The sequence below is a fragment of the Rothia aerolata genome (assembly GCF_014635585.1).
Lineage (GTDB): Bacteria > Actinomycetota > Actinomycetes > Actinomycetales > Micrococcaceae > Rothia > Rothia aerolata.
In genome coordinates, this window is record NZ_BMDC01000001.1 from 851,206 (window position 1) to 877,475 (window position 26,270).

Sequence of the window (26,270 nt, forward strand, 5' to 3'; positions counted from 1 at the left end):
GGATTTTATGAGCACGCCTACCGAAGCACTGTTAGAGGCTCTGGCCGGGGTCTATGACCCCGAGTTGCGCAAGCCGATTACCGAGCTGGGTATGGTGGAATCTGCTGTGGTAGAAAACGGCACGGCTGCGGTGAAGGTTCTGCTGACTATTGAGGGGTGCCCGCTACGCACCACCATTGAGCAGGACGTGCGCGAGGCCGCTGAGGCCGTGGACGGCGTGGAGTCGGTGCAGGTGGAAATCGGCTATATGAATGCCGACCAGCGGGCCGATTTGCGCAAAAACTTAGGCCACACCAAGAAGAACCCCTTTGCCGAGAAAAATACGCTCACCCGGGTTTTTGCGGTGGTCTCTGGCAAGGGCGGCGTGGGTAAATCTTCCATGACCGCCAACCTGGCGGCTGCCTTTGCCAGCCAGGGCTTGGGCGTGGGAATTGTGGACGCCGACGTGCACGGCTTCTCTATTCCGGGGCTGATGGGTATCAGTCAGCCGCCCACCCGCATGGACGACATGATTCTGCCTCCCGTGGTAGAGGCTCCCCAGAATCCAGAAAAACCTGGCTCTGGCACCGCCGCTACCCCCAGCTTCGTGAAGGTTATCTCGATTGGCATGTTCGTGGAGGGCAACCAGCCGGTGGCCTGGCGCGGACCCATGCTCCACCGTGCCCTAGAACAGTTCCTCACCGACGTGCATTTTGGAGCCCTGGACGTTCTGCTACTGGATCTTCCCCCCGGCACCGGCGATATTGCCCTCTCTATGGCGCAGCTACTCCCCAACGCCGAGCTGGTTCTGGTTTCTACGCCCCAGCACGCTGCGGTGGACGTCGCCGAGCGGGCGGGTACGCTCAGCCTCCAAACCAAGCAGAAGGTTGCCGGTGTTATTGAGAACATGGCGGCAATGGTTATGCCCGACGGTAGCCGCATGGAGGTCTTTGGTTCCGGCGGTGGAGAGCAACTCTCAAGCCGTCTCACCGAGACCCTGGACTACGAGGTTCCCCTGCTGGGCTCGGTGCCCCTGGAAATGGAACTGCGCACCGGCGGCGATGAGGGTATGCCCATCGTCTGGGGTAGGCCAGACTCTGCTGCGGCCCGGGAGATTAAAGAAATAGCCCGCAAGCTGTCTCATCAACAGCGCGGGCTGGCCGGTAAGTCTCTACCGCTGAACTTTTAGATTTAGGTGGCGTCTACGTCAAAGGGGGCATAAGCTCCCCGCGGTAGCCTGTTGGTCACCGACTTAGCAGGCTTATTGGCCTCAGCTTTCTGGGCTTCGAGGGCGGCGGCCCGCTCGGCGTCGTCCTCGGCCAGGGCCTCGCGCACAATAGTGCGCGGGTCATACTGGCGGGGGTCATACTGGCGCCAGTCAACATCGCCCAGCGGATTATCGCCCAGGGTTTCTTTAAGATCGTCGCGAGCTTCAAAGGCCAGGCCGCGAACCCACTTAACGCCGTCCTTGAGTTTCTGGGCGTATTCGGGCATGCGTTCGGGGCCAATCACCACGAAAGCGATGATGACGATAATAACGAATTCCATACCAGATATGCCGAACACAGTATGGAGATTACCAGCTTTCGCTAGAGAAAGCCTAAAAAGAGGTCTTGGTTCTATATGATGTTCGAAGCAGACGTTTGTCACGAGTCAAAATAGCTGGGAGTGAACATGCAGCAGCGTGGTCGAGGCACCGATAGAAATGCCGTGTGGGCTTTCACCGAGGAGTTCCCGCAGGAGTCGGATGACCTTCGGGCGGCTCGCCGGGCGGCGCAGAGCCTGGGTGCAGACGCTGTGAGTGCTCAGGTGGCTTCACTGCTGACCGTGCTGGCAGCTACTAAAAACGCCCAGAATGTGCTGGAAATCGGCACCGGGGCGGGTGTCTCGACGGTGGCTCTGCTGGAAGGTATGCAGCCGGGTACCGCTATGACCACCGTTGATATTGATGCCTCGAGGATTCAGCGGGCAAGAACAATCATCATGGAGTCGCGCCTGGGTAAGAATCACCGGGTGCGCACCATCACCGGCGATGCCCAGCAAGTACTCCCCCGCCTTTCCACCGGCTCCTATGATCTTGCGCTGGTGGATGTTTCTTCGAATATCACCGAGCTGACCGTCTACCAGGCCCTGGCCCTGCTGAAAGCTGGTGGCCTGCTGGTTGTCCACAATGCCCTCAACGCCGGTTCGGTGGCGAACCCGGCAGCGCGCGATGAGACCACGGCGGCGCACCGGCGCATGATAAATGACATCGCCGAGTGCACCGACGATGTGTATGTGTCTCTCTTACACGCCGAATCCGGAGTTTACCTGGTCTATAAGCGGTAACCGCCGGTGGCGGAGCTGACTGACCCCGGTCTAGGATTCGTCGAATTGTTTGAGGGACTCTTTGAGTTCTTCGATGTCTTTTTCTGACATATCGAGCACCAGGCGACCGCCGCCCTCCAGCGGAATCCGCAGAATGATACTGCGGGATTCACGAACAATTTCCAGCGGACCGTCGCCGGTGCGTGGTTTCTGCGCTGCCATGAGACTCCTTGATCGACCGTCTGTGACCTAGCTCTATGGTAACGCGGGTTACACCCTCTGAGCTCCTTCTACACTCCCTTTGGGCAGATTTTACGGCGGGTAGTCGCCGCCGCCGGGGAGCTCTTTCCAGTGCCAGAGCCAGCCAATCCACCCAAACTGAAGCACCGCCCCGCTCGCCAGCAGCAGGAAGCGATAAGCCCGCGATGCTGATAGCGCAACCAGCGGAAGGCAGAGGGGGAAGAGAGGCAGCAGCAGGCGGAAGAGGGAGCTCTGCGGGTTGAGAAAAACCAGCAGGTAGGCGGCGTAGGCGGCACACCAGATAATCAGCAGCGGGTGCAGGGCGCCCCGCACCGCCCTACTCATCAGCACCAAGACGAAAGCCGCAACCAGCAGGAGCAGGGCAGGAATTGCCAGAGCTCCGAGATACTCCTGGCCCTGTTTTATCCAGGGTACGACCGGTGCCAGGTGACTACCGCGCCAGGCGGTCTCTGTGGCGGTGTAGGCATCGGGCCGCCCGGTATAGACCCAGGCAATCGCCGGCCACAGAAGTGCCTCGGCGCAGATAACGAGGGCAGCCGCCAGCTGCTGTCGGGTCTGCTTCAGGGCTACTCCCAGCCGACCAAGCCAGGAGGACGACGCTGCCTCCGGTGAGCGCGCAGTGGAGAGCAGGGTGGAGCACCAGAAAATTCCGGCGGCGGCTCCCAGCGGTACCCCCACCGGGCGCGAAAGGCAAGCAAAGAGACCAGCGGCGGCAGCCAGCCACCAGTGCCGCCGCATCATCAGTAGCAGGGTTAGCGCAAGGAAGAAGAGGTTATAGCTCTCAGCATAGGGCACCTGTAAAACGGGTGAGACGGGTAGGAAGGCAACCGCGGCAAGACCCCAGAGAGCAAGACTTTCGCGCTCCGCTTTTCCCACCCCGGCGACGTCCTTCAACGACGCCTCGAAGAGAAAGAAAATCGCAAAGGCGGCGCAGAAGCCAGAAACCAGAGCCAGGCCAGCCGCTACGGGGTAATAATCGGCCCCCAGCAGGGTTGCCAGGAACTGGGCGGTGAGGGGAAAAAGAGGGTAAAAAGCCCAGGGGTTCTCTTGAACAGTCCCCGACTGGTTCACCGGCAAAACGGCGGGATAGCCCCCTTGAGCAATCTGCTGATACCAGCCGGAGTCCCAGAAAGAGATAAAGTCCAGGTAGCCGGTGGGGCCAGGCCCCCAGGGGCTCACCAGCTGCTGGCTTCCCACCAGTCTAAAGAGCAGAAAGGCCAGCAGGCGGCTGGTAGCAAAGATCAGCAGGATTTTTGCCCAGATGGGCAGAGCAGCAAAAGCCAGGCGGGCTCGGGTGAGCCAGGCCCAGAGAAAATCGGTGGGGCTCAGACGGGGAAAAGCAGCTTTCATCAAGGGAAATCTAGTTAGTGGTCTGGTCGGTGGCTACCCGCCGCAGACGCTCGTTTTCTGCGATGAGCTGCACGAAAAGTTCATCGACTTCGTCCTTGTTATAACCACCCAGGGCGGTTGAAAAGCTAATCTTCTCTAGCTCTGCCCTGTTCAGGGACGAAGACACAATGAGCGGTAACTCGCGGTTGCCCTCAAGGTCTATACCGTCAGAGGCAATATAGCCGATAGTCTTGCGGGCGGGAAAGAGCCGGTCGGTGCCCAACACAGCAATGCCCACCATGGTCAGGGTCAAAACCACCAGAGTAAAAATCACCAAAATATAGTTCACAGCCGCTTCTCTTTCTCCTGAGCTGAGGGGATCTCCACCAGCTTAGTTTATAGCCCTGCCTACCCCGAAGATTGTTCAAAAGATCGCAAGACGACAGCCTGAGGGCGCCAGGCAACCTTCCTTAAATTTAATCTTGCTCACAAAACACGATGTGTAACAGGCCTCTTACATTCGAGGAGTATGCTATCTTTCAAACCTGAAAATATGACCTGGTTTACATACTCGCTTGAACAAGACCACAGGTTGAGATAGCTCAAGCTCACCATCACACTCATTAGGAGGCCCAGTGAACGATTCGCTGGTTCAACTCAAGAACGTCAATAAGCACTTCGGTGCCCTGCACGTTCTCAAAGACATTAACCTCTCCGTTGGCAAGGGCGAGGTTATTATTCTGCTCGGCCCCTCGGGTTCGGGTAAGTCCACTCTCTGCCGTACCATTAACCGCCTCGAAACCATAGACAGCGGCGAAATTAGCATCGACGGCAAGCTCCTGCCCGAAGAGGGCAAGGCACTGGCGCAACTGCGCGCCGAGGTGGGCATGGTTTTCCAGTCCTTCAACCTCTTCGCCCACAAGTCCATTCTGGATAACGTCACCCTGGGCCCCCGCAAGGTGCTGGGCAAGTCCAAGGCAGAGGCTGAAGAAGAAGCTATGGCGCTTTTGGCCAAGGTGGGTGTTGATTCCCAGGCGCAGAAGATGCCCGCCCAGCTCTCGGGTGGCCAGCAGCAGCGCGTTGCCATTGCCCGCGCTCTGGCGATGAAGCCCAAGGTGATGCTCTTTGACGAGCCCACCTCAGCTCTCGACCCCGAAATGGTCAACGAGGTTCTAGAAACCATGGTCTCCCTAGCTAAGGAGGGCATGACCATGATTGTGGTAACCCACGAGATGGGCTTCGCCCGCCGCGCAGCAGACCGCATTGTTTTTCTTGCCGACGGCGAGATCGTGGAAGAAGCCACTCCCACCGAATTCTTCACCAACCCCAAGTCAGACCGCGCCAAGGACTTCCTGGGCAAGATTCTCAACCACTAGGGGTAGGCGATGTTTGCACACTTCAAGAAGAAAATCACGGCTGCCGCTGCGGTCACCGCAGCCGCAGCTTTGGCGCTGACCGGCTGCGCGTCGTCCAGCGGCGAAAACGACACTCTGCGGATCGGCATCAAGTACGACCAGCCGGGCCTGGGTTACCAGGACGGCCCCGACTACACCGGCTTCGACACCGATGTTGCCCGCTACGTAGCCAAGGAACTGGGCTACTCCGAAGACCAGATTGAGTGGGTTGAGTCTCCCTCCGCCAACCGAGAGAACATGCTCTCCAACGGCCAGGTGGACATGATTTTTGCAACCTACTCAATTTCTGACACCCGTCTGAAGACCGTAGACTTCGCAGGCCCCTACTTTATTGCCGGCCAGGACCTTTTGGTGCAGAAAGACAACAACGATATTCACGGCCCCGATGACCTCAACGGCAAGGACCTCTGTTCGGTCACCGGCTCCACCTCAGCCAAGAAGATTCAAGATCAGTTCGCTTCCAACGTGCAGCTGGTTCAGCAGAACTCCTACTCCGACTGCGTGGTCGCACTCAACGCCGGCATGGTCGATGCGGTGACCACCGACGACATTATTCTGGCGGGTCTGGGTGCGACCAAGGCCAACGAGGGTCAGCTCAAGGTAGTGGGCAACACCTTCACCGAAGAAAACTACGGGGTGGGCCTGCCCAAGGGCACCGATAAGTGCAAGGCAATCAACGAGGCCATTAACAAGATGGTTGAGACCGGCGAGTGGGAAAAGGCCATCGAGAAGAACGTGGGCAACTCCGGTTTTGAATACAACCGCGAGCTCAACCCGCCCCATCTCGGCGACTCCTGCGCTCAACCCAGCGAAGAATAATTCACACACTTCAACTTTTTAGAAACGGAGGCTCCCGTGTCATTCGGCGAACAGCTCTCCACGCTTTTTAGCACCTACAACGTGTTTGAAGCGTTTTGGGCGAATGTTCAGCTCACCTTCTGGGCAGCCATCGGGTCATTCGTCATCGGCGCAATTTTGGCGCTCATGCGAATCTCCCCGGTTCCCTCGTTGCAGTTCATCGGTGCGGCATACGTCAACCTGATTCGCAACACCCCGCTGACCATTCTCATGACCATGGCGATTCTGGGTGTTTGGACCCAGTTCCAGCTTCAGCTGGTTTCAGACTTTGAAGCCAACTTCTTTATCTACGCGGCCATTGTGCTCTCGATTTACCACGCTTCCTTTGTCTGCGAGGCAATCCGATCGGGCGTCAATACCGTTCCCGTGGGCCAGGCAGAAGCAGCCCGCGCTATCGGGCTGGGCTTCTTCCCGGCAGCCCGCCACATTATCTTCCCCCAGGCCCTGCGCGGTTCTATCACTCCCCTGGGCAACACCCTGATTGCTCTGGCCAAGAACACCACCGTTGCCACCGTGGCCTCGGTTGCTGAAGCCTCGGGCATGATGAAGTCCATGATCGAGTTCAACTCAGACCTGATCTTCCTGATCTTCGCGGTCTTTGCTATGGGCTTTGTGATTATTGTTGTTCCCATCGGTATTTTGACCACCTGGGCATCACGTAAATTGGCGGTGAAGCGATGAGCTCCTCAGTACTCTTTGATACTCCCGGCCCCAGGGGCCGCAAGATTACCACGATCTTCAACATTGCTGCCATTGTGGTGCTACTGGCGGTACTCGCCTACGTTGCGGTGGTCATGAACCGCCAGGGTCAGCTTGAGGCGGAGAAATGGACGGCGCTCTTCTCGGGTTACGCCTGGGCCTACTACTTCCTGCCCGGTATTCTCTCTACCCTGAAGGCCGCCATTATCGCCGTGATCACCTCGGTCATCTTCGGTATGATTTTCGGCTACATGCGGCTTTCCACCAATGCTGTGGTGCGGGGCATCGCAACCGTGGTGGTGGAATTCTTCCGCGCCGTGCCGGTGCTGATTATGATGATCTTCTTCTGGCTCTTCCTCGGCCAGTTCTCGGTCTTCTCCCCCTCGCAGCTACCCTTCATCGCCGTCGTCATTGGGCTTACCCTCTATAACGGCTCGGTGATTGCCGAGCTGCTGCGCTCCGGCGTGAAGCAGCTACCCAGGGGCCAGGGTGAGGCTGGCCTTGCTATCGGCCTGACTCCCAGCAAGGTACTGCGCTCAATTCTGATGCCGCAGGCAATGATGACCATGCTGCCCTCTCTGGTCTCCCAGTTCGTGGTGATTCTGAAAGACACCGCCCTGGGCTACATCATCTCCTACCCCGAGCTGCTGGCCTCAGCCCGCCGCTTCGGCTCAGGCGAGGGCAACGTCTTGCAGACCCTGCTGCTGGCAGCGGTGCTCTTCATCATCATCAACTTCGCCCTTACCTCGCTGGCCACCTGGCTCTCGACCTTCCTGCATTCCCGCTCCTCCTCCGGCGTGAAGAAGGCAGACGGAATTCCCGGTGAGGTCGATAACGCCAACCCCGCCACCATCGCCATGTTCAAGATTCCCAAGGCATAGGCAGGTACACAGAAAAAACTCCCGGAAGAAGGTGATTACTCACCCGCTTCCGGGAGTTTCGCTTTAACTCCTCAGGAGCAAAAGCTAGATATTACTGATTTTCAACCAGGTTGATTGAGGTGACGTTGAACTTAGAAGTCGCGGTTCCCTCAACGGTGTAGGTGCAGGTACCAAAGTTGCCACTGACAGTCACAGGGTATGAAATGTTAGTGACGTGATCTTTGTTGGTTGCACCACCGAGTGACTTAGCCGATGAATCGTCCAGACGGAAGCTGGGAGCAAACGCTGCGCCACCACCGGGGAAGATTCCGCTAATGCTTCCACCGGCTACCACGGGGGCAGTGTAAGTCTGGCCGTTCAGCAGAGTCACCTCAGCCGGGCCGGCAGTCAGAGTCGCCTGAGTTCCCGCAGGAAGGTTACCGCCATGCCAGTAAGCGCCAAAGGTAATCTGCTTGTTGAGCAGGTTACCGGCAACCTCGGTGTGCGAGGGTGCGCTCAATGAGAAGTCTTCAGCACTGGGGCATGCAGTTCCGGCTGCTGACGCGGGAGCTTCGGGAGCCGCCTCGGCCTCCGCAGCGGTTGCTGCGGGAACGCCGCCAAACAGCAGAGCACCTACGGTAGCTGCGGTCGCAAGCTTGGTCTGAATACGCATGATTTATTCCTTTCCGTCGCAAACATAAGCGAACTGATTAAATACCCTAGTTTGCCCGACGGGGAATTTCAAACCTGAAAATAAAACGACTAGTCAGCTCGAAGTGTTGGATTTTAGAAAAGGAGGCTTTTCAGGAAGGTCGCAAGGACAGCCCGAGCGCGCCTGGCCAACTGGCATCGGGGCTGGCGTTTAAGGGAGGTTGGCCAGCGCGCTCGGGCTGGCCAACCGCTTCTGAACAAGCATCCGTCCCAGAGCCTCAGGTAGCTGTCAGCCAGTTTTCAAGGGCGCGCAGGCACTGGCGCACCGCTTCATCGCTCACGTGCTCGTTATCGGTATGGGCCAGCAGGGCATCACCGGGGCCAAAGTTCACCGCCGGAATTCCGATTTCGGAGAACCTTGCCACGTCCGTCCAGCCGTACTTGGGCTGGGGCTCTCTGCCCACCGACTCGATGAGCGAGCGCGACATCGGGGCGTCGAGGCCAGGACGCGCGGCCGCCGACTGATCCACGAAGTCCAGCTCGTAGCCGGAGAAGACTTCCTCCACGTGAGCCACTGCCTCTTCTAAGGTCTTGTTAGGGGCGAAGCGGTAGTTAATGTGAACCGAGGCTTCATCAGGAATAATGTTGCCAGCAACACCGCCGGAAATCTGCACCGCATTGAGCCCCTCGCGGAAGTCCAGGCCTTCTACCTCGTAGGTGGCAGGCTGATAGGTGGCCAGGCGGGTGAGAACATCCGCCATCTTGTGAATGGCGTTCTCCCCCTTCCATGCCCTGCCCGAGTGGGCACGCAGGCCGGAGGTGTGAATCCAGAACCGCATGGTTCCGTTGCAGCCGCCCTCGATGGTGCCGTTGGTGGGTTCCAGCAACACGGCAAAGTCTGCATCTGTGAGTAGCTGGGCGTGGTTGCGCATGAGACGGCCCAGCCCCGAGAGTTCCGAGGCAACTTCTTCGTTGTCGTAGAACACGTAGGTGATGTCATAGGCGGCATCGGTCAGTAGAGCGGCCAAAGCCAGCTGAACCGCCACCCCGCCCTTCATATCGGTTGCCCCGCGCCCATAGAGCAGGCGGGCGCCGTCCTGCTCCTTCCACACCGACGGAACGGTGCCGAGCGAGCCCTCCACCGCCGGTAGCGGAACCGTATCCAGGTGACCAGCCAGCACCACCCGCTGGGGCTTACCCCAGTTGGTGCGGGCGATGATCGAATCACCGTCTCGGGTGATCTCCAGGTGGCCCAGGGAAGAAAGGGCGGCTTCAACCAGGTCGGCAATCCTTTTTTCTTCGCCAGAGACCGAATAAATATCGAGCAGGTCGGCGGTGAGGTCGGCAACGTCCTTGGTTAAGTCCAAAGAATCCGGGCCAAAGGATGAAAAATCAGCAGCGGTGTATCTCTCTGTCATGCCCACCACTTTACCGTCTGAGCTTGTCACCCAATATGCCCGTCTCAAAATACCGTCATGACCGTGCGGGCTCACTGTCAGCAAACTAAACTGGAAACCATGACTGAAAACAAGACCCGCCACGCAGCCGGCATTGGCCTGGCTACCATCGTCAATTCCGGTGAGCACGCAGGAACCGTGCTTGATACCTGGTACCCCTCCCCCGCCCTTGGCACCAAGGCCACCGACGTTCGCGCCCGGTTAGAGCCCCTGGTCAAGACTGAGGAAGACCGCAACGTTCGCACCGAAATTGTTGAGGTCTCTATTGACCTCGATGCCGCTCCTGCAGACGCCTCCGATGCCTACCTGCGCCTGCACCTGCTCTCCCACTGCCTGGTCGAACCCAACTCCATTAATCTCGACGGCCTCTTTGGCAAGCTGGCCAACGTTGCCTGGACCAACTACGGCCCGGTGCTGGCAGCAGAAGCCAATACCGTGCTGATTTCCCTGCGCCAGCGCGGCCACGTGAGCGTGAGCCACGTTGATAAGTTCCCCCGCCTGATTGACTACGTGATTCCCGCCGGTGTTCGTATTGGTGACGCCGACCGCGTGCGTCTCGGTGCCCATCTAGCTTCCGGCACCACTGTAATGCACGAGGGTTTTGTCAACTTCAACGCCGGTACCCTGGGTACCTCTATGGTCGAGGGCCGTATTTCTCAGGGTGTGATTGTGGGCGATGGCTCCGACATCGGCGGCGGCGCCTCCACCATGGGCACCCTCTCCGGCGGCGGCACCCAGCGCGTTTCTGTGGGTGAGCGCTCCCTGCTGGGCGCTGAGGCCGGTATCGGTATTGCTATCGGGGACGACGTCGTGGTGGAGGCCGGTCTCTACGTGACCGCCGGCTCCCGCGTAACCGTGCTCAACCCCGGTGCTGAGCCCCAGGTGGTCAAGGCCGCCGAGCTCTCGGGCGTTTCCAACCTGCTCTTCCGCCGCAACTCTGTTTCCGGTGCTATCGAAGTTCTGCCTCGCGAAGGCCAGACCGTAGAGCTCAACGACGCTCTACACGCTAACTAATCACTCTTAGGGGATAAACATATGAAGATTATGGTTACCGGCGGTGCCGGTTACATTGGCTCCCACACCGTTTTGGAGCTGCTTAAGGCAGGGCACGAGGTTGTGGTGATGGACAACCTCTCTAACTCCTCAGAAGAATCACTGAACCGCGTGGCGGAACTCGCCGGTAAAAAGGCGGAATTCCACAAGGTTGACCTGCTCGATGCTCCCGGCATGAAGGAGCTTTTTGAACAGACCCGTCCCGAAGCCGTGATTCACTTTGCCGGTCTCAAAGCCGTGGGCGAATCTGCCGAGAAGCCCCTGTGGTACTACAAGACCAATGTGGCGGGCACCCTGAACCTGCTCGATGCGATGGAAGCGGTCGATTGCAAGACCATCGTCTTCTCTTCCTCGGCAACCGTCTACGGTGAGCCCGAGGAAATGCCGCTAACCGAGAAAATCAACATGGATGCCCAGTCCTGCTACGGCCGCACCAAGGAGCACATTGAAGATATGCTCGTTGACCTGGCGGCTTCTGACAGCTCCTGGAACATCGCCCTGTTGCGCTACTTCAACCCCGTGGGCGCCCACGAGTCCGGTCGCATTGGTGAGGATCCCTCGGGCATTCCCAACAACCTGGTGCCCTTCATTGCCCAGGTAGCGGTGGGCCGCCGCGAGTACCTCAATGTCTTTGGCAACGACTACCCCACCGTAGACGGCACCGGCGTACGCGACTACATCCACGTGGTAGACCTGGCAGACGGCCACCTGAAGGCGCTGGACTTCGTGGCCAAGAACGGGGGCCTGCGCACCTGGAACCTGGGCACCGGCAACGGCTACTCCGTGCTGGAAGTTCTGCACGCTTTCGAGAAGGCCTGCGGTAAGGAGCTTCCCTACAAGATCGTAGACCGCCGCCCCGGCGACGTCGCTGTTTCCTACGCCGACCCCTCCTCAGCCCTGGCAGATTTGGGCTGGTCTGCTCAGCGCGACATTGACACCATGGTGGCTGACCACTGGAACTGGCAGAAGAACAACCCTAACGGCTACGAGGGCTAGTTTGCTCCCGACGTCGCGATGACGGTTTGAGGGGCCAGGCAACTGGCATCGGGGCTGGCGTTTAGGGGAGGTTGTCTGGCCCCTCAAACCGTCCTTCCGTCATCTACGCTTAAACTTCAAAGCGGGGCCGCTGCTCAATGCAGCGGCCCCGCTTTTCTTATGCGTTTACTTGGAGGGGTAGTGGCGCTCCGGCTCGCCAATGTAGATCTGGCGGGGGCGGCCAATCTTGGTTTCGGGATCCTGAATCATCTCGCGCCACTGGGCAATCCAGCCGGGCATACGGCCCAGAGCAAAGAGCACGGTGAACATCTTCTCGGGGAAGCCCATCGCGGTGTAGATCAGACCGGTGTAGAAGTCCACATTGGGGTAGAGCTTGCGCTCGATGAAGTAGTCGTCTGCCAGAGCCTTCTCTTCCAGGCGCTGAGCAATTTCGAGCAGCTCGTTGTCGCCGCCCATCTTGCCCAGAACCTCGTCCGCGGTCTTCTTGATAATGCGGGCGCGGGGGTCGTAGTTCTTGTAGACGCGGTGGCCGAAGCCCATCAGGCGCACGCTGTCTTCCTTGTTCTTGACCTTCTCCATGAAGTCCTCGGGCGAGATGCCCTCGGCCTTAATCTTGCGGAGCATGTTCAGAACAGCCTCGTTAGCGCCGCCGTGCAGGGGACCGTAGAGAGCGTTGATACCGCCGGAGACGGAGGTGAACATGTTGGCGTGGGCCGAACCCACCAGGCGAACAGTCGAAGCCGAGCAGTTCTGCTCGTGATCAGCGTGTAGCAGGAGCAGGGTATCCAGTGCCTTAGCCATGACCGGATCAACCTCGTAGTCTTCGGTGGGGAAGCCGAAGCACATGCGCAGGAAGTTCTCTGCGTAGTTGAGATCGTTCTTGGGGTAGATCAGGGGCTCGCCCTTGTCCTTCTTGAAAGCGTAGGCTGCCAGGGTAGGAACCTTGGAGAGCAGGCGGAAGGTAGAAACCTCAACCTGGTGCGCATCAAAGGGGTCGAGCGAGTCGCTGTAGAAAGTGGACATGGCCGAGACAGATGCCGCAAGAACCGCCATGGGGTGGGCACCGCGAGGGAAGCCCGAGAAGAAGGTCTTGAAATCTTCGTGCACCATGGTGTGGCGGCGAATCATGGTCTCAAATTCTTCGTACTGCTCGGGGGTGGGCAGTTCGCCGTAGATGAGCAGGTAAGCAACCTCAACGAAGTTGGACTTCTCGGCTAGCTCTTCAATGGGGTAGCCGCGGTAACGCAGAATACCCTCGTTACCGTCAATAAAAGTGATGGCAGACTTTGCGTTAGCGGTGTTCATGAAGCCGGGGTCATAGGCTACATGACCGGTTTCCTTGAGCATACCTGCGGTTGAGAAACCGCTGTTGCCGTCTACAGCTTCTACGCGCTTGAGGTCGAGCTCGATATCGCCAGCTGAGAGTACAGCATCCTTGTTTTCAGACATTAATTCCTCCGTGTATATGGAGTTGGTTCCCAGGCTTAACCACTGTTATCGGTGATGACCGGTTAGAGAGCGTCTTCTTTGAACGCGCGTGGTGCAGGTTACCAATTACCTTCAAACCCACCTTACCGTTCTCAATGCGCCGGGTCACATTTCTCTTGAAACGTGAACTAATTATTTCGCTACGAATTGACTTTTATGAAGAAAGTCGCTCAGCCGCAGCCGAAATATCAGCGTCAGAGCCGGTCAGAGCCACCCTCACGTAGCCGTTGCCAGCCTCGCCGTAGATGGTGCCGGGGCCAATGAGAATGCCGCGCTCGGCGAAGCGGCCGATGGTGGTCCAGGTGTCCTCCCCCGCGCTGGCCCAGAGGTAAAGGCCCGCTTCTGAGTACTCGACGGTCAGGCCGAACTTTTCCAGGGCGGGCAAGAGTAGCTCGCGGCGGGCACGGTAGAGGTTCTTCTGTTCTTCCACGTGTGCGTCGTCGGCCAGGGCGGCAGCCATAGCGGCCTGCACGGGGGCAGGAACAATCATGCCAGCGTGCTTGCGGGAGTTGATGATGTTGGGCATGATCTCGGGATCGCCTGCGAGGAAGGCTGCGCGGTAGCCTGCCAGGTTAGACTGCTTAGACAGCGAGTAGGTGGCAAAGAGGAGCTCCTGTGATCCGCCGGAGACCCGCGGATCCAGCAGAGAGGGCACAGCCTGCCCACCGCGCTGTACGTCCCAGCTCCCCCAGCCCAGCTCGGCGTAGCACTCGTCGGAGGCGACCGCGGCACCCAGGGCGCGGGCGTCGTCCACCATCTTCTTTAGTTCCGCAACGTCACGCACAATGCCGGTGGGGTTGGCGGGAGAATTCACCCAGACCAGCTTCACGCGGGAGCGGGTGTCAGCGTCGAGTTCGTCGAGGGAATCGGCGGCGACGTGCTCGGCGCCGGCCAGCTGGGCGCCGATGTCGTAGGTGGGGTAGGCGATCTTTGGGCGGACGACGACGTCCCCGGCGCCCAGCCCCAGCAGGAAGGGTAGCCACGCCACGAGTTCCTTAGAGCCGACGGTGGGCATGACCTGCTCCACGGTGAGGCCAGGGACGCCGCGGCGGCGGTCAAACCAGTCAACGATGGCCTGGCGCACCTCAAGAGTGCCGTGTGTGGTGGGGTAACCGTGGGCATCAGACGCGCGGTTGAGAGCTTCGCGGATTACCGCCGGAGTGGGGTCAACCGGGGTGCCAATCGAGAGGTTCACCAGGCCACCGGGATGTTGCTCGGCCTGCTTCTGGTAGGGGGCCATCTGGTTCCAGGGGTAGTCGGGTAGGTCAAGGCCGAATTTCGCCACGGTGAATCCTTTGGTTGGGAATCTGCATCGTCTGAAAGGCTTATCGTAGCCGCGGGCGAGGCGGTTGAGCGGGTCGTCCGCTGGCATCGGGGCTGGCGTGAATCGCGGTACGAGCGAAGCGAGCCCGCGAGAGGGACTGCGGACGACCGCTCGACCGCAGAGCCGAGGAAATAAACCTTTTGCTCCCCCATTCTATGACACGGGGCTCACAGGCGGGCTATAGGACAAATCTGTGTCCAAAACATCCCCACTCTCCAGCAAAGACAAGGCAACCGGCCCCACAAGCTAACCTCAACCCACCACTACCCCAAAATCCAGCACCAGCGATATGGAGCATTTCTGGATTACCTGCGGAAACAAACTCCCGGTACATCTAGATTCCTGTAGGGACACCTAAGGTACAAGCAAATTCCCGTTAAGAAGCCAAAAGTACACCTGTATTCCCTGGGTACACATCTAGATGTGTACCCAGGGAATACAGGTGTACCTATGTCAGCCCGGCAAGAAGAAACGTGTACTTTACCTATCGAGCTTCCTCGAGAGGCCACTTTTATACCGAAAACCTGCGAAAAACGGTATAAAAATGGCCACTCGGCGATCATAGCAGCCCGTGCAGATGGTCCTGTTTCATTGAGTCGCGCTTCAGTACACTGGCCCATTCTCGATAAACACCCAGCATGCTAGAAGCCACGCTTTCCTGCCACTTTCTCGGGTGAGACGCCCGGAGCGGGACCCACTTTCTGTCTTATACCCTCACAAGCCCTGCCTTTAAGACAAAAATGCTCACCACCCGAGAAAGGTAGCGAGCACTTAAGGAGGAGCTTCACTTCAGCAGTACGTTGTCCCAGCCAACTGGCATCGGGATGAAGCGACACGAGTGCGAGCTAGCGAGCACTCAAGAGTGAGCAGAATCGCGAAGCGTGCGTTTAAGGGAGGTTGGCTGGGCAACGTGCTGATGAAGCTAAATCCCCATAAAATCTAGGATTCCTGGTTCTGCGGGGGCAGCGCCGCAATCCAGGGCACGTCCTTGCCGATGTTGCCCAGACGGGTTGCTCCACCGGGTGAGCCCAGGTCGTCGAAGAAGTCAACGTTGGCCTGGGTGTAGTCTTCCCATTCCTCGGGAACGTCGTCTTCGTAGTAGATGGCTTCAACGGGGCAGACGGGCTCGCAGGCGCCGCAGTCCACGCACTCGTCGGGGTGGATGTAGAGGGAGCGTTCGCCCTCGTAGATGCAGTCAACGGGGCATTCGTCTACGCATGCGCGATCTTTAACATCTACGCAAGGCTGAGCAATAACGTAAGTCATGCAGTGGGCCTTTCTTGGAAGATCATTTCAACACTGTGTGACACGTGCTGGGTTTGAAGTCTTTCACCATACTAGCCCTGTTTATGCCGTTGAGAAGACTTTAGTGGCGTAGTTGACAGGGCATAAAAATGTGTCGTAATTATTCTTGACGGAAAGTAATTTGTTACTTTTTGATTCGCTGGCGCAGTTGGTATTTCTTGACCACCACGTTAGAGACCACCGTGGCAAAGAGGGTGCCCAACAGCCAGAGGGTGCCCGCTACGCCCACCGGAATCACGGGGTTTGCCAGTACCAGAACCGATCCGGTTTTGGCGAAGCCGAAGGTGAGAACCAACAGAAAAGCCACAGCGCCTGCCAGGCTTCCCGCCCAAGTTTTGGTGGCGCGCAGGGAGACCCAGCTGGCGCCGAGGAAGGTGAGCAGAATGGCCAGCAGGGCGCCCCAGGGCAGGTAGATTCCGTCTGAAATGTACCAGATGTAGGCGTGGTACATGGTTCCGGTGAAGCCAACGATTAGACCGATGCAGATTGCAGTAATCACCGAGTTGGCGGTGGAGGGTGCTTCTTCTACCTCGTGGTTCATCGGCTACTCCCCCTTTTCCCAGAGCAGGCGGTAGGTTTCCCGGGCAGAGATTTTTTGGGAGACCCGGTTGGAGAATTGGTAGGTGAAGTCGTCAACGATCATCACCTGGGTGCGGTGGGCTGCCATGGCCTCCCGCTTTTTGGCCAAGGAGCCGTCAATAACCGCCTGGGGTCGCTCATCCAGCGGGTCGATTTCGCCTTCGAGGCCCCAAACCAGCTCGGGCGCGGCGTCTGAGCCGATGAGCAGTTCGACCGCTGCGACGGTTGCCTGGTGGGCGCGCACGTGGTCGGGGTGGCCGTAGCCGCCGCCGTTGTCATAGGTGACGACGACGCTGGGGCGGGTCTGTTCAATCAGAGCAGCGATGGCCCGGGCTTGGTCATCAAGGTGCCCAGCCGTGAGGCAGTCGGCCGAGGCATGAGGATTAGCCGCGGCTCGCCCGTCCTGCCCCCAGATCATTCCCGAGTCGCGGTAGAGTTGCGGGGCGCCGTCCACGGCGGTAGCGCCCTGCCCCAGGAAAAGGTGGGTGGCCACGCCCAGCCGGTCGCAGGCGGCGGAGAGCTCGCCGGCGCGGTAGTCGCCCAGGGCTTCCCCGAAGTCAGCGCGGGTGCCGTTGTGGGCCTCCATCCAGCGAAGGTCCTGGGGAATTACCTCGCCCATCTCACCGCGGGTCAGCGTAAGCAAATCTACGGTGGCACCCATTTCAGCGTAGAAGCCCATGGTGGCGCCGGTGACCGTCGATTCGTCGTCCGGGTGGGCGTGAACGAACAGGAGCCGGGCATCGGGGGCAGCAAGGCCGTCTGGTAGCAGTGAGGTTACCGCGTTCGCGGACACATAGGCACCCTGCTCAGGGTAGTGAGGCGAAGACTCTTCAGCCATGGTCTGGAAATTCTCCAAATCTCTGAGGTAATAAACCAAAGGGCACACCCGGTGCGGGTGTGCCCTTTGAGTGTACAGGCTGTGGCTGAGAGTCAGCCACACGCCGGTGGCTTATGCCCGCTGACGGCGGCGGTACTCGCGAACTCGCTCGTTGGAGTCGAGAATTACCTTGCGGATGCGGATCGCTTCGGGGGTAACCTCAACACACTCGTCCTCGCGGGCCCATTCCAGGGATTCCTCAAGGGTGAGCTTCTTGGGCGGGGTCATATTCTCGAAGTTATCGGCGGTTGAAGAGCGCATGTTGGTCAGCTTCTTCTCGCGGGTGATGTTGACTTCCATGTCGTCAGAACGGGAGTTCTCACCGATAATCATGCCCTCGTAGACCTCGGAGGTGGGCTCTACGAAGATGGTGCCGCGCTCCTGCAGACCGATGATTGCGTAGGGGGTCACCACGCCGGCGCGGTCAGAGATCATGGAACCGTTGGAGCGGTACTCGATGTCGCCTACCCAGGGCTCGTAGCCGGTGGCGTAGGAGGATGAGATACCCGCACCGCGAGTCTCGGTGAGGAACTGAGTACGGAAGCCAATCAGGCCGCGGGCAGGAACGGTGAATTCCATGCGAACCCAGCCGGTGCCGTTGTTCGACATGTTTTCCATGCGGCCCTTGCGGGCTGCCATCAGCTGGGTCACAGCACCCAGGAATTCCTCGGGCACGTCGATAATCATGTGCTCCATGGGCTCGTGAACCTTGCCGTCAATGGTCTTGGTAACCACCTGGGGCTTGCCCACGGTCAGCTCGAAGCCCTCACGGCGCATCTGCTCCACCAGAATTGCCAGCGCCAGCTCGCCACGGCCCTGAACTTCCCAGGCATCGGGGCGCTCGGTGGGAAGAACGCGCAGCGACACGTTACCAATCAGTTCCTTGTCCAGGCGGTCTTTCACCTGGCGGGCGGTAACCTTAGCGCCCTTGACCTTACCAGCCAGGGGCGAGGTGTTGATACCGATGGTCATGGAGATAGCCGGGTCATCCACCTTAATCAGGGGCAGGGGCTTGGGGTTCTCCAGGTCGGTGAGGGTTTCACCAATGGTGATGTCCTCAATACCGGCAACCGCCACAATTTCGCCGGGGCCAGCGGATTCAGCGGGAACGCGGTCCAGCGCCTTGGTTGCCAGCAGCTCCGAGATACGCACCGACTTGATAGTGCCGTCGTGGCGGGCCCAGGCAACGGTCTGGCCCTTCTTGAGGGTGCCGTTGAAGATACGCAGCAGCGCAAGGCGGCCCAGGAAGGGGGACGAGTCAAGGTTGGTCACGTGAGCCTGCAGCACCTCTTCGGGATCGTAGGTGGGGGCAGGAACGTGCTCAAGAATGGTCTGGAAGAGGGGCTCGAGATCCTCGTTATCGGGCAGGGCGCCGTCAGCGGGCTGGTTCAGCGATGCTGCACCGGCCTTACCGGAAGCGTAGACCACCGGAACGTCCAGCAGGGCATCCACATCGAGGTCGGGAACCTCATCGGCCAAATCGCCCGCCAGGCCCAGCAGCAGGTCCATCGACTCGGAGACAACCTCGTCAATCCGAGCGTCGGGGCGGTCAACCTTATTAACCACGAGAATCACGGGAAGCTTAGCAGCGAGCGCCTTGCGCAGCACAAAGCGGGTCTGGGGCAGGGGACCCTCAGAGGCGTCTACCAGCAGCACCACGCCGTCCACCATCGACAGACCGCGCTCCACCTCACCGCCGAAGTCCGCGTGGCCGGGGGTGTCGATCACGTTAATGGTCACGGTCTCGCCCTGGGCTGAGGGGCCGGAGTAGAACACGGTGGTGTTCTTGGCCAGAATGGTGATGCCCTTTTCCTTTTCAAGGTCACCGGAGTCCATGACTCGGTCTTCAACGTCAGCGTGTGCGGAGAACGCGTGAGTCTGCTTGAGCATTGCATCAACAATGGTGGTCTTACCGTGGTCAACGTGAGCCACGATAGCCACGTTGCGCAGGTCGCTACGTGAAGCGGTGTTTTCTGACATGCGTATAGATCTCGCTTAAATCTAGGGAATAGAAATCTGCCCGATTCTCTCCATCGATTCCGCGCCAGAGCGAGGCGGGCGAGAGTAGGGCCTTGGCTTAGTTTACCCACTGGGTCAAGGGTTGGCGGTGAAGTGGTGATGAAAGAAACCTAAATCTTGGGCGTGATTCCGTACACTTTAGGTTTTTCTGTCTTTAATGCGCTACCGCGCCGCCCTACTGTTTGTGCAGGACGGCGCGGTGGCGGTTTCTGCCTCGCGGTTAGCTAGTGCCGGGGCAGGGTGAAGGAGGTTTTACCTACTTCTTGCGGAACTTCCAGGGAATATCGCCGCGCTTCTTGGGTGCGGTGGTAGTCGCCGGGGAGCTCGGAGTTTCAGCAGAGTTCTGCTTGCTGAGGCGGTCTGCCTCAACCTCTTCAGCGGTGAGAGTCCGCTGGGATGAGGTGTCTGCCTGAATCTGAGCGATTGCCGCGGTGTTGGCTTCGAGCTGCATGTTGACGTCGTCCATCGAAGAAGCAACAGCCTCCTCAACGCGGGCCTCAACAGCTTCTTCCAGGGCCTCTTCAACCGCCTGATCAACTGCGGCCTCAACACGAGCGTTCACACGCTTGTTCACTATCTTGTTGACCCGTTCGCCCAGCTGGTCGTGGAGTTCTTCAGCAATCTCCTCACGGGCATTGCGGCGCTGGGCGCGCACAAAGAGCCGGTGCTCGTAGCTGAGAGCCTTATAGATGGAGATACACATGAGAATAATAACCAGCGAGAAGGGAATCGCGGTCAGAATAGCGATGGTCTGAATGGAGCTCAGTGCCTGGTCGCCGCCGAGCAGCATCAGGGAGATAGCGGTAACGCCAGCCACGATTACCCAGAACACGCGAATCCAGGTCTTGGGCTCGGGTGAACCGTTGGTGGAGAGCATACCCAGCACCAGGGCGCCGGAGTCAGCCGAGGTTACGAAGAAGATGGTAATCAGCAGAACCGCGCCCACCGACAGGGCAAAGCCACCGGGCAGGTTGCCGAACATCTCGAAGAGGGCTGATTCAGCGGAGACGGTGCCGTCTTCACCCACCAGACCCAGGCCCTCGAAAATCTGCTGGTGCAGAGCGGTGCCGCCCAGCACAGAGAACCAGAAGAAGGAGGTCAACGCGGGAACCAGCAGCACGCCGGTGACGAATTCACGCACGGTACGGCCGCGGGAAACGCGGGCGATGAACATGCCGACGAAGGGCGACCAGGAAATCCACCAGCCCCAGTAGAAGGTGGTCCATGCTGACTGGAACTTCTCGCCTTCATCACCGTAGAGAGCCAGGGTCTCGAAGGTCATGGAAACGATGTTCTGCAGGTAGGCACCAATGGAGGAGATGAACTCGCGGAAGATAAAGAGAGTGGGGCCAGCGAAGAGCACAAAGAGGCAGACGATAGCCGCAAGAATCAGGTTACCGTTCGAGAGAATCTTCATGCCCTTTTCCAGGCCGGTAACCACGGAAACCATGGTAACGCCCAGAAGAACAATGATGATACCGATCAGCCAGCCCATGCCGTCAGCGGGAATGTTGATGTAACCCATACCGGCGGCAATCTGCATAGCACCCAGGCCCAGCGAGGTAATCACACCAAAGAGGGTGCCCACCAGGGCGATAATGTCAATGACGTCGCCCCAGGCGCCCTTCACCCGATCGCCCAGGAAAGGCTTGAGGGAGTAGCGAATCGACAGGGGCAGCTTCAGACGGTGGGTGGCGTAGGCAATCGCCAGACCAACAATCACGTAAATTGCCCAGGGGTGGAAGCCCCAGTGCAGGAAGGACTGGCTCATAGCCGCCTGAGCAATGCGCTCGGTGGTGCCGGTTTCAACGCCGGGGCGGGGGCTTGCAAAGTGGGTCAGGGGCTCGGTTGCACCGTAGAACACCAGACCAATACCCATACCCGCCGCAAAGAGGAAGGCGAACCAGGTCATGAATGAGTACTGGGGCTCGTCGTCGTCATCACCGATCTTAATATCGCCCATGCGGGAGAAACCCACGTAGAGAGCGAAAATCACCAGTGCGCCGACCAGGGCTACGTAGTACCAGCCGAAGTATTTAATAACGTCTGCCTGCAGGGCATCAATAATTGCCTTGGACTGATTAGGGAAAATCAGGGTCAGGGCGATAAAAATCGCCATGATAATAGCCGCAGGCCAAAATACGCGGGGCGAAAGTTTGCCCATACGCATATTCACTTTTGTCTCTGTTGAAACATCACCTTTACGAAGGTCGGGGGCGTCCTCAGGCGGAGCTGCTTGCGAAGTTGCCATATAAAGTACCTAAATGTTCTAGATTCTTATTTCTCGAGAGAATGCGTGTGAGCATCTTTACCGCTTAGACACAGCGGTCTCCTAACAAACCAACCGTAACGAATTGAAGATGGCTTATCAACAGAAGGTTCACAAAATCCACATCTATACGTGGTGCAAAGACTAATACAATAACCTTACATCCCCTTTATAGTAGGGATAGATAGTGTTTCAAAGACCCTGTGTGCAAGTAATCACTTAGGGCGTAAAGCAGGGTTCTTTACTGGTCATAAAGCGACAATCAGGGCGAGAATAGAAGTATGACTGAAAACATTGTTGACCCCACCACCACCGAAGCCTGGGCCGAACTAACCCAGCTCAATAACAACCTTACCCCCGACCTCCGCGGCTGGTTTGAAGCAGACGAGAAGCGCGCCGAGAAGCTCAGCTTCACCGCAGCGGATCTGCACGTAGACCTCTCCAAGAACCTCATCACTGACTCGGTGCTCGACTCCCTGAAAAATCTGGCCGCCGAGGTCAAGCTGGAAGATCGCCGCGCCGCCATGTTCTCCGGTGAGCACATCAACGTAACCGAAGACCGCGCCGTCCTGCACACCGCCCTGCGCCGCCCCAAGGGCTACTCCCCCGCGCTAGAGGTAGACGGTCAGGACGTGGACGACGACGTGCACGAGGTGCTGGCGAAGATTTACGACTTTGCCGACCGCGTGCGCTCCGGTGAGTGGACCGGCGTGACCGGCAAGAAGATCGAGACCGTGGTTAACATCGGTATCGGCGGTTCAGACCTGGGCCCCGTAATGGTCTACGAGGCTCTCAAGCCCTACGCCCAGGAGGGCCTGGAAGCCCGCTTCATCTCCAACATCGACCCCGCCGATGCAGCAGAGACCGTCAAGAATCTCGACCCCGAAACCACCCTCTTCATCGTTGCCTCCAAGACCTTTGGCACCCTGGAGACCCTCACCAACGCCCGCGTCTGCCGCGATTGGCTGCTGGATTCCCTGCGCAAGGACGGCGCGCTGGAGGGTAAGGAAGACGCTGAGGCAGTTGCCTCCCACTTCATTGCTGTCTCCACCGCCCTGGATAAGGTTGAGGCTTTCGGAATCGACCCCGAAAACGCCTTCGGCTTCTGGAACTGGGTGGGCGGCCGCTACTCCGTAGACTCGGCCATTGGCACCGTGTTAGCTATCGTGCTCGGCCCCGACACCTTTGAAGAGTTCCTGGGCGGCTTCCACGCGATGGACGAGCACTTCCGCACCGCTCCCCTGGCAGAAAACGTGCCCGCCTTGATGGGCCTGCTGAACATCTGGAACGTGAACTTCCTCGGTGCCCACACCCACGCAGTGCTCCCCTACGACCAGTACCTGCACCGCTTCCCCGCCTACCTACAGCAGCTGACCATGGAGTCCAACGGCAAGGGCGTTACTGCCGAGGGCAAGCCAGTGATCTACAACACCGGTGAAGTATTCTGGGGCGAGCCCGGCACCAACGGCCAGCACGCCTTCTACCAGCTGATTCACCAGGGCACCCGCATTATTCCCGCCGACTTCATCGCCTTTGCCAACCCGGTTCACGCAACCAAGGACGGCGAGCAGGACGTTCACGAGCTCTTCCTCGCTAACTTCTTCGCCCAGACCAAGGCGCTGGCCTTCGGCAAGACCGCCGATGAGGTTCGCGCTGAGGGCACCGACGAGTCGATTGTTCCCGCCCGGGTCTTCACCGGTAACCGTCCCACCACCTCCATCATGGCCGAGAAGCTAACCCCGGCTGTGCTGGGCCAGCTCATTGCGCTCTACGAGCACATCACCTTCGTTCAGGGTGTTGTCTGGGGCATTGACTCCTTTGACCAGTGGGGAGTTGAGCTGGGCAAGCAGCTCGCCCTGGCTCTGGCACCCGCTGTTGCCGGTGACCGTGACGTTCTAGGCCAGCAGGATTCCTCAACCCGCGGCCTGATTGACTTCTACCTGAAGCACCGCAACAAGTAAGCCGGGTAGGTTCTTTTCAGAGTCTCAGGCTCGCCGCCCCACCAATTTCACGGTGGGGCGGCGTTCTGCATTCATACCCGACTTTCTGTAGAGTTGAGCCATGGCCTCAGCTGACTTTGACCGCTCCCAGGAATCACCCCGGCAACGCACCTACGATTTTCACGCCCCCACCGAAGATGACCCCGACGCTCTCAGCGTCGGCGGCTTCGATGACGAAGAGGAGATTCTCGCTGAAGAGCGCAAGGCAGCGGTGGCGGTACCCAACTGTTCTTTCCCCCTGGCCTTCAAACGCTTCTACTCCCAGTACTGGCTGAGCAAGGGAACCGCCAGCGCCAGCGAGTTCCTCTGGGGCATGGCCTGGTCGCTGGGCTCCACCATCTTCTGCTTTGCCCTCACCCTGTGGATGGGCAATGTGGTAGAAACCGGCGGAGACTCGGTGAGCTCCCTCTTCCGGGTGCTCTACATGCTCATGGCCTACGTGGCACCGGGCTGGTTGCTAGTGCACATCGGCCCTACTTTCTCGCTGCTGCGCCGCTACCTGAATCTGCGCAGGGCGGCTTAGCCCAGGAGCCGGGGCCGCCCAGACTCCTCACCCAGCACATGCTCGTTGAGGAAGGCCAGCACGGTTTCGTACCAGATCTTTGAGTTGCCCGGCTTGAGAATCCAGTGGCCCTCGTCGGGAAAGTAGAGGTAGCGGTGGTCTAGCTCGGGCGAGTTGCGCTTGAGATCGAACCAGAGCATGTGGGCCTGGGAGATGGGCACGCGGTAGTCCTTATCACCGTGGATGACCAGCATGGGAGCCTTAATCTGGCTGGCGAACTGGTGCGGTGAATAGGTGTTTCTCACGTTGTCTTCGCCCTCCCACATCCACTCGTGCCACATGCCGTTATCGGTGGTGAAGTACATGTGTTCCTGGTTCCAGATGGAGGCGTGGCTAACGAAGCACCTAAACCGATCGCCGGTTTTTCCCGCTACCCAGTTGGTCATATAGCCACCGTAGGAGCCGCCCATGAAGGCTGCCCGCTCGCCGTCAATGTCCGCCCTCGCGGCGACGTCCTCAACGACAGCCATGATGTCTTCGTAGGGCTCCTTACCCACCGACTGACCGCCGCGCTCGATCATGGCCTGGCCGTAGCCGGTGGAGATACCGGGGTCGGGCATGAGCACGGCATAACCAGCTTCGGTGAGTACCCAGGGGTTCCAGCGAAAGGTCCAGGAATTCCAGGAGCCCCAGGGGCCGCCGTGGGCGAAAACCACCAGCGGGAAGGGACCTTCCCCGCTCTCCGGCAGTGCGAGCCAAGAGGTAATCTCGGTGCCGTCTTCAGCGGTGGTGGTCAGCTTCTCGAGGCGGCCCGGTGCTTGGAGCTCCTCGATGGGAGAGTCAATCTTTTTCACGGTGCCCACCCCGGCGGTAACGTCCTCGTAAATACGCACCGGATACGGCGCCTGCCGGTGGTTATCGCACAGCGCCAGCAGGGTGCCGGAGGTATAGGCCAGCTGGGAATAGTGGTTGGCATCATCGGTCAGCTGGATTACCTCACCGTCTACCTCGGCACGGAAAATCGCCGAAGCACCCAGGTTATCCGCGACGAAAGCAAAGTTCGCGTCATCAATCCAGACGGTCTGGGCGGGCCAGCGGTCAAGGTCCCGACACTGAACCGTAATTTCTCCGGTCTCAAAGTTATAGACCGCCGCCTCAACTTTGAGGGCCTGGTCGGGCAGCCAGGTGTGCACTTTCTCCAGCATCGCCAGGGTTGCCGAGGGGTTGAAGGACGACGCCGTCCAGCTCACCCGCTCGTCTGCGGTAGCGACCGGGCGGGTTTCTTCTTTGCCGAAGAGATCCAGCAGGTAAACGCTGGTTCGCTCGTGCACCCCGCGCAGGTTCTTGCGAATATTCACCAGGGCGCGGCGGCCGGTGGGGTCTGCGGTGAAGCCGGTGAGAATACCCTCGGGGGTCTCAATCCGAACCGGGTCTTTACCGCGCTCCTTGAGGTAGAGGGTTTCTTGTCCGATTCCAAGGTCACGGTCCCAGTAGCGGGTGGGAAAGTCCTCGTAGAGCACAGCGCTCACGCCGGTCTTTTCGCGTTCGTCCAGAATCTCCTGTGCCTCGGCTTCGGTAGAGGCAAGGGCGGCGGCTGAGAAAATCAGGGTCTGGCCCTCTCCTACCCCGCGCACTTCCAGCTTGCTGATGGTTCCCGGGAAGCTAAATTCCAGCTGGGCCTCTCCTCGCCGCGGCAGGCGGTAGACGCCCGTGAGCGAGTCGGACTCGGCGCCGTCCACCTTCTGATCCAGGGTGATGAAAACGGAACCGTCCTCACCCAGCGCCAGCAGCTTGGCGTTGGAGTCGGGAGCGGTCAGAGGAAAAGTGGAAAAGTCATGGCCTGCCTCGCCCACCGCGTGCAGCTGGGAGCGGTAGGCAGAGCCCTTCCGGTTGAGGGAGTTGACCGAGACCAGGGCGTCACCAGCGCGGTTGGCGGTGAGCTGAGTGATGCGAGGAGACGAAATCAGTGATTCAAGATAGGTTGATGACATGCACCCAGAGTACCCAGCAGCAGGGCACTTCGCTAGCAGACTCAGCGATGA

24 protein-coding genes are annotated in these 26,270 nt (G+C 59.1%); 10 read left to right on the plus strand and 14 right to left on the minus strand.

Annotated elements, in window-relative coordinates:
* Positions 1-7 precede the first annotated feature (7 nt).
* A complete protein-coding gene (locus IEV00_RS03780; RefSeq protein ID WP_188358960.1) occupies positions 8-1,168 on the plus strand; it encodes a P-loop NTPase in 1,161 nt (386 codons plus the stop codon).
* A 2-nt stretch (positions 1,169-1,170) separates the two neighbouring features.
* Here IEV00_RS03780 and IEV00_RS03785 read toward each other — a convergent pair whose 3' ends face one another.
* Positions 1,171-1,545 (minus strand): twin-arginine translocase TatA/TatE family subunit, encoded by a 375-nt coding sequence (locus tag IEV00_RS03785; RefSeq protein ID WP_188358961.1) that lies wholly within the window; start codon positions 1,543-1,545, stop codon positions 1,171-1,173.
* Between the two features lie 108 nt (positions 1,546-1,653).
* On the opposite strand from IEV00_RS03785, the gene IEV00_RS03790 reads away from it, so the two are divergent.
* The gene (locus tag IEV00_RS03790; RefSeq protein ID WP_188358962.1) at positions 1,654-2,307 is read left to right on the plus strand and encodes an O-methyltransferase; all 654 of its coding nucleotides are present in this window, start codon (positions 1,654-1,656) and stop codon (positions 2,305-2,307) included.
* Positions 2,308-2,337: 30 nt separating this feature from the next.
* Here IEV00_RS03790 and IEV00_RS03795 read toward each other — a convergent pair whose 3' ends face one another.
* The 3 genes from IEV00_RS03795 to IEV00_RS03805 form a co-directional block, all read right to left on the minus strand.
* The gene (locus IEV00_RS03795) at positions 2,338-2,508 is read right to left on the minus strand and encodes a DUF3117 domain-containing protein (protein ID WP_188358963.1); all 171 of its coding nucleotides are present in this window, start codon (positions 2,506-2,508) and stop codon (positions 2,338-2,340) included.
* 90 nt (positions 2,509-2,598) lie between these two features.
* Entirely contained in the window at positions 2,599-3,897 is a 1,299-nt protein-coding gene (locus tag IEV00_RS03800) for a putative hexosyltransferase (RefSeq protein WP_229723051.1), read from the minus strand.
* A gap of 10 nt (positions 3,898-3,907) precedes the next feature.
* Positions 3,908-4,225: a DivIVA domain-containing protein gene (locus tag IEV00_RS03805; protein ID WP_188358964.1), complete on the minus strand. Its 318-nt coding sequence runs from the start codon at positions 4,223-4,225 to the stop codon at positions 3,908-3,910.
* Positions 4,226-4,511: 286 nt separating this feature from the next.
* On the opposite strand from IEV00_RS03805, the gene IEV00_RS03810 reads away from it, so the two are divergent.
* Genes IEV00_RS03810 through IEV00_RS03825 form a run of 4 tightly spaced genes read left to right on the plus strand, consistent with a single transcriptional unit; the run spans position 4,512 to position 7,729 of the window.
* The gene (locus IEV00_RS03810) at positions 4,512-5,252 is read left to right on the plus strand and encodes an amino acid ABC transporter ATP-binding protein (RefSeq protein WP_373868218.1); all 741 of its coding nucleotides are present in this window, start codon (positions 4,512-4,514) and stop codon (positions 5,250-5,252) included.
* 9 nt (positions 5,253-5,261) lie between these two features.
* Positions 5,262-6,110 carry a glutamate ABC transporter substrate-binding protein gene (locus IEV00_RS03815; protein WP_188358965.1) on the plus strand — a complete coding sequence of 283 codons (849 nt, stop codon included), beginning with the start codon at positions 5,262-5,264 and terminating at the stop codon, positions 6,108-6,110.
* A 36-nt stretch (positions 6,111-6,146) separates the two neighbouring features.
* Positions 6,147-6,830 carry an amino acid ABC transporter permease gene (locus IEV00_RS03820; RefSeq protein ID WP_188358966.1) on the plus strand — a complete coding sequence of 228 codons (684 nt, stop codon included), beginning with the start codon at positions 6,147-6,149 and terminating at the stop codon, positions 6,828-6,830.
* Positions 6,827-7,729: an amino acid ABC transporter permease gene (locus tag IEV00_RS03825; RefSeq protein WP_188358967.1), complete on the plus strand. Its 903-nt coding sequence runs from the start codon at positions 6,827-6,829 to the stop codon at positions 7,727-7,729. The genes IEV00_RS03820 and IEV00_RS03825 overlap by 4 nt, the downstream gene beginning before the upstream one ends.
* Before the next feature lie 91 nt (positions 7,730-7,820).
* Here IEV00_RS03825 and IEV00_RS03830 read toward each other — a convergent pair whose 3' ends face one another.
* Entirely contained in the window at positions 7,821-8,381 is a 561-nt protein-coding gene (locus IEV00_RS03830) for a hypothetical protein (RefSeq protein ID WP_188358968.1), read from the minus strand.
* 256 nt (positions 8,382-8,637) lie between these two features.
* On the minus strand, positions 8,638-9,777 hold the full coding sequence (dapE, locus tag IEV00_RS03835; protein ID WP_188358969.1) for a succinyl-diaminopimelate desuccinylase: 1,140 nt from the start codon (positions 9,775-9,777) through the stop codon (positions 8,638-8,640).
* Between the two features lie 90 nt (positions 9,778-9,867).
* Between dapE and dapD the strand changes: the two genes are divergently transcribed.
* Both dapD and galE read left to right on the plus strand, forming a co-directional pair.
* A complete protein-coding gene (gene dapD, locus IEV00_RS03840; RefSeq protein WP_188359451.1) occupies positions 9,868-10,830 on the plus strand; it encodes a 2,3,4,5-tetrahydropyridine-2,6-dicarboxylate N-succinyltransferase in 963 nt (320 codons plus the stop codon).
* Positions 10,831-10,851: 21 nt separating this feature from the next.
* Positions 10,852-11,865, plus strand: a complete 1,014-nt coding sequence (galE, locus tag IEV00_RS03845) for a UDP-glucose 4-epimerase GalE (RefSeq protein WP_188358970.1) — start codon at positions 10,852-10,854, stop codon at positions 11,863-11,865.
* A 165-nt stretch (positions 11,866-12,030) separates the two neighbouring features.
* Here the strand turns inward: galE and IEV00_RS03850 are convergent, their stop codons facing one another.
* From IEV00_RS03850 to IEV00_RS03880, 7 genes are all read right to left on the minus strand, one after another.
* Positions 12,031-13,314 (minus strand): citrate synthase, encoded by a 1,284-nt coding sequence (locus IEV00_RS03850; protein ID WP_188358971.1) that lies wholly within the window; start codon positions 13,312-13,314, stop codon positions 12,031-12,033.
* A 193-nt stretch (positions 13,315-13,507) separates the two neighbouring features.
* Positions 13,508-14,638: a succinyldiaminopimelate transaminase gene (dapC, locus tag IEV00_RS03855; protein WP_268234166.1), complete on the minus strand. Its 1,131-nt coding sequence runs from the start codon at positions 14,636-14,638 to the stop codon at positions 13,508-13,510.
* A 978-nt stretch (positions 14,639-15,616) separates the two neighbouring features.
* On the minus strand, positions 15,617-15,943 hold the full coding sequence (gene fdxA / locus IEV00_RS03860; RefSeq protein WP_188358973.1) for a ferredoxin: 327 nt from the start codon (positions 15,941-15,943) through the stop codon (positions 15,617-15,619).
* 163 nt (positions 15,944-16,106) lie between these two features.
* Entirely contained in the window at positions 16,107-16,523 is a 417-nt protein-coding gene (locus tag IEV00_RS03865; protein WP_188358974.1) for a hypothetical protein, read from the minus strand.
* 3 nt (positions 16,524-16,526) lie between these two features.
* On the minus strand, positions 16,527-17,399 hold the full coding sequence (locus tag IEV00_RS03870; RefSeq protein WP_188358975.1) for a PIG-L family deacetylase: 873 nt from the start codon (positions 17,397-17,399) through the stop codon (positions 16,527-16,529).
* 111 nt (positions 17,400-17,510) lie between these two features.
* The gene (gene typA / locus IEV00_RS03875) at positions 17,511-19,418 is read right to left on the minus strand and encodes a translational GTPase TypA (protein ID WP_188358976.1); all 1,908 of its coding nucleotides are present in this window, start codon (positions 19,416-19,418) and stop codon (positions 17,511-17,513) included.
* A gap of 295 nt (positions 19,419-19,713) precedes the next feature.
* Complete coding sequence (locus tag IEV00_RS03880; RefSeq protein WP_188358977.1) at positions 19,714-21,708, minus strand: BCCT family transporter; 1,995 nt, start codon at positions 21,706-21,708, stop codon at positions 19,714-19,716.
* 299 nt (positions 21,709-22,007) lie between these two features.
* Between IEV00_RS03880 and pgi the strand changes: the two genes are divergently transcribed.
* Positions 22,008-23,687 carry a glucose-6-phosphate isomerase gene (gene pgi / locus IEV00_RS03885; protein ID WP_188358978.1) on the plus strand — a complete coding sequence of 560 codons (1,680 nt, stop codon included), beginning with the start codon at positions 22,008-22,010 and terminating at the stop codon, positions 23,685-23,687.
* Positions 23,688-23,787: 100 nt separating this feature from the next.
* A complete protein-coding gene (locus IEV00_RS03890) occupies positions 23,788-24,249 on the plus strand; it encodes a hypothetical protein (RefSeq protein ID WP_188358979.1) in 462 nt (153 codons plus the stop codon).
* On the opposite strand, the gene IEV00_RS03895 is transcribed toward IEV00_RS03890, so the two are convergent.
* Complete coding sequence (locus IEV00_RS03895; RefSeq protein WP_188358980.1) at positions 24,246-26,219, minus strand: alpha/beta hydrolase family protein; 1,974 nt, start codon at positions 26,217-26,219, stop codon at positions 24,246-24,248. The genes IEV00_RS03890 and IEV00_RS03895 overlap by 4 nt on opposite strands.
* Positions 26,220-26,270 lie beyond the last annotated feature (51 nt).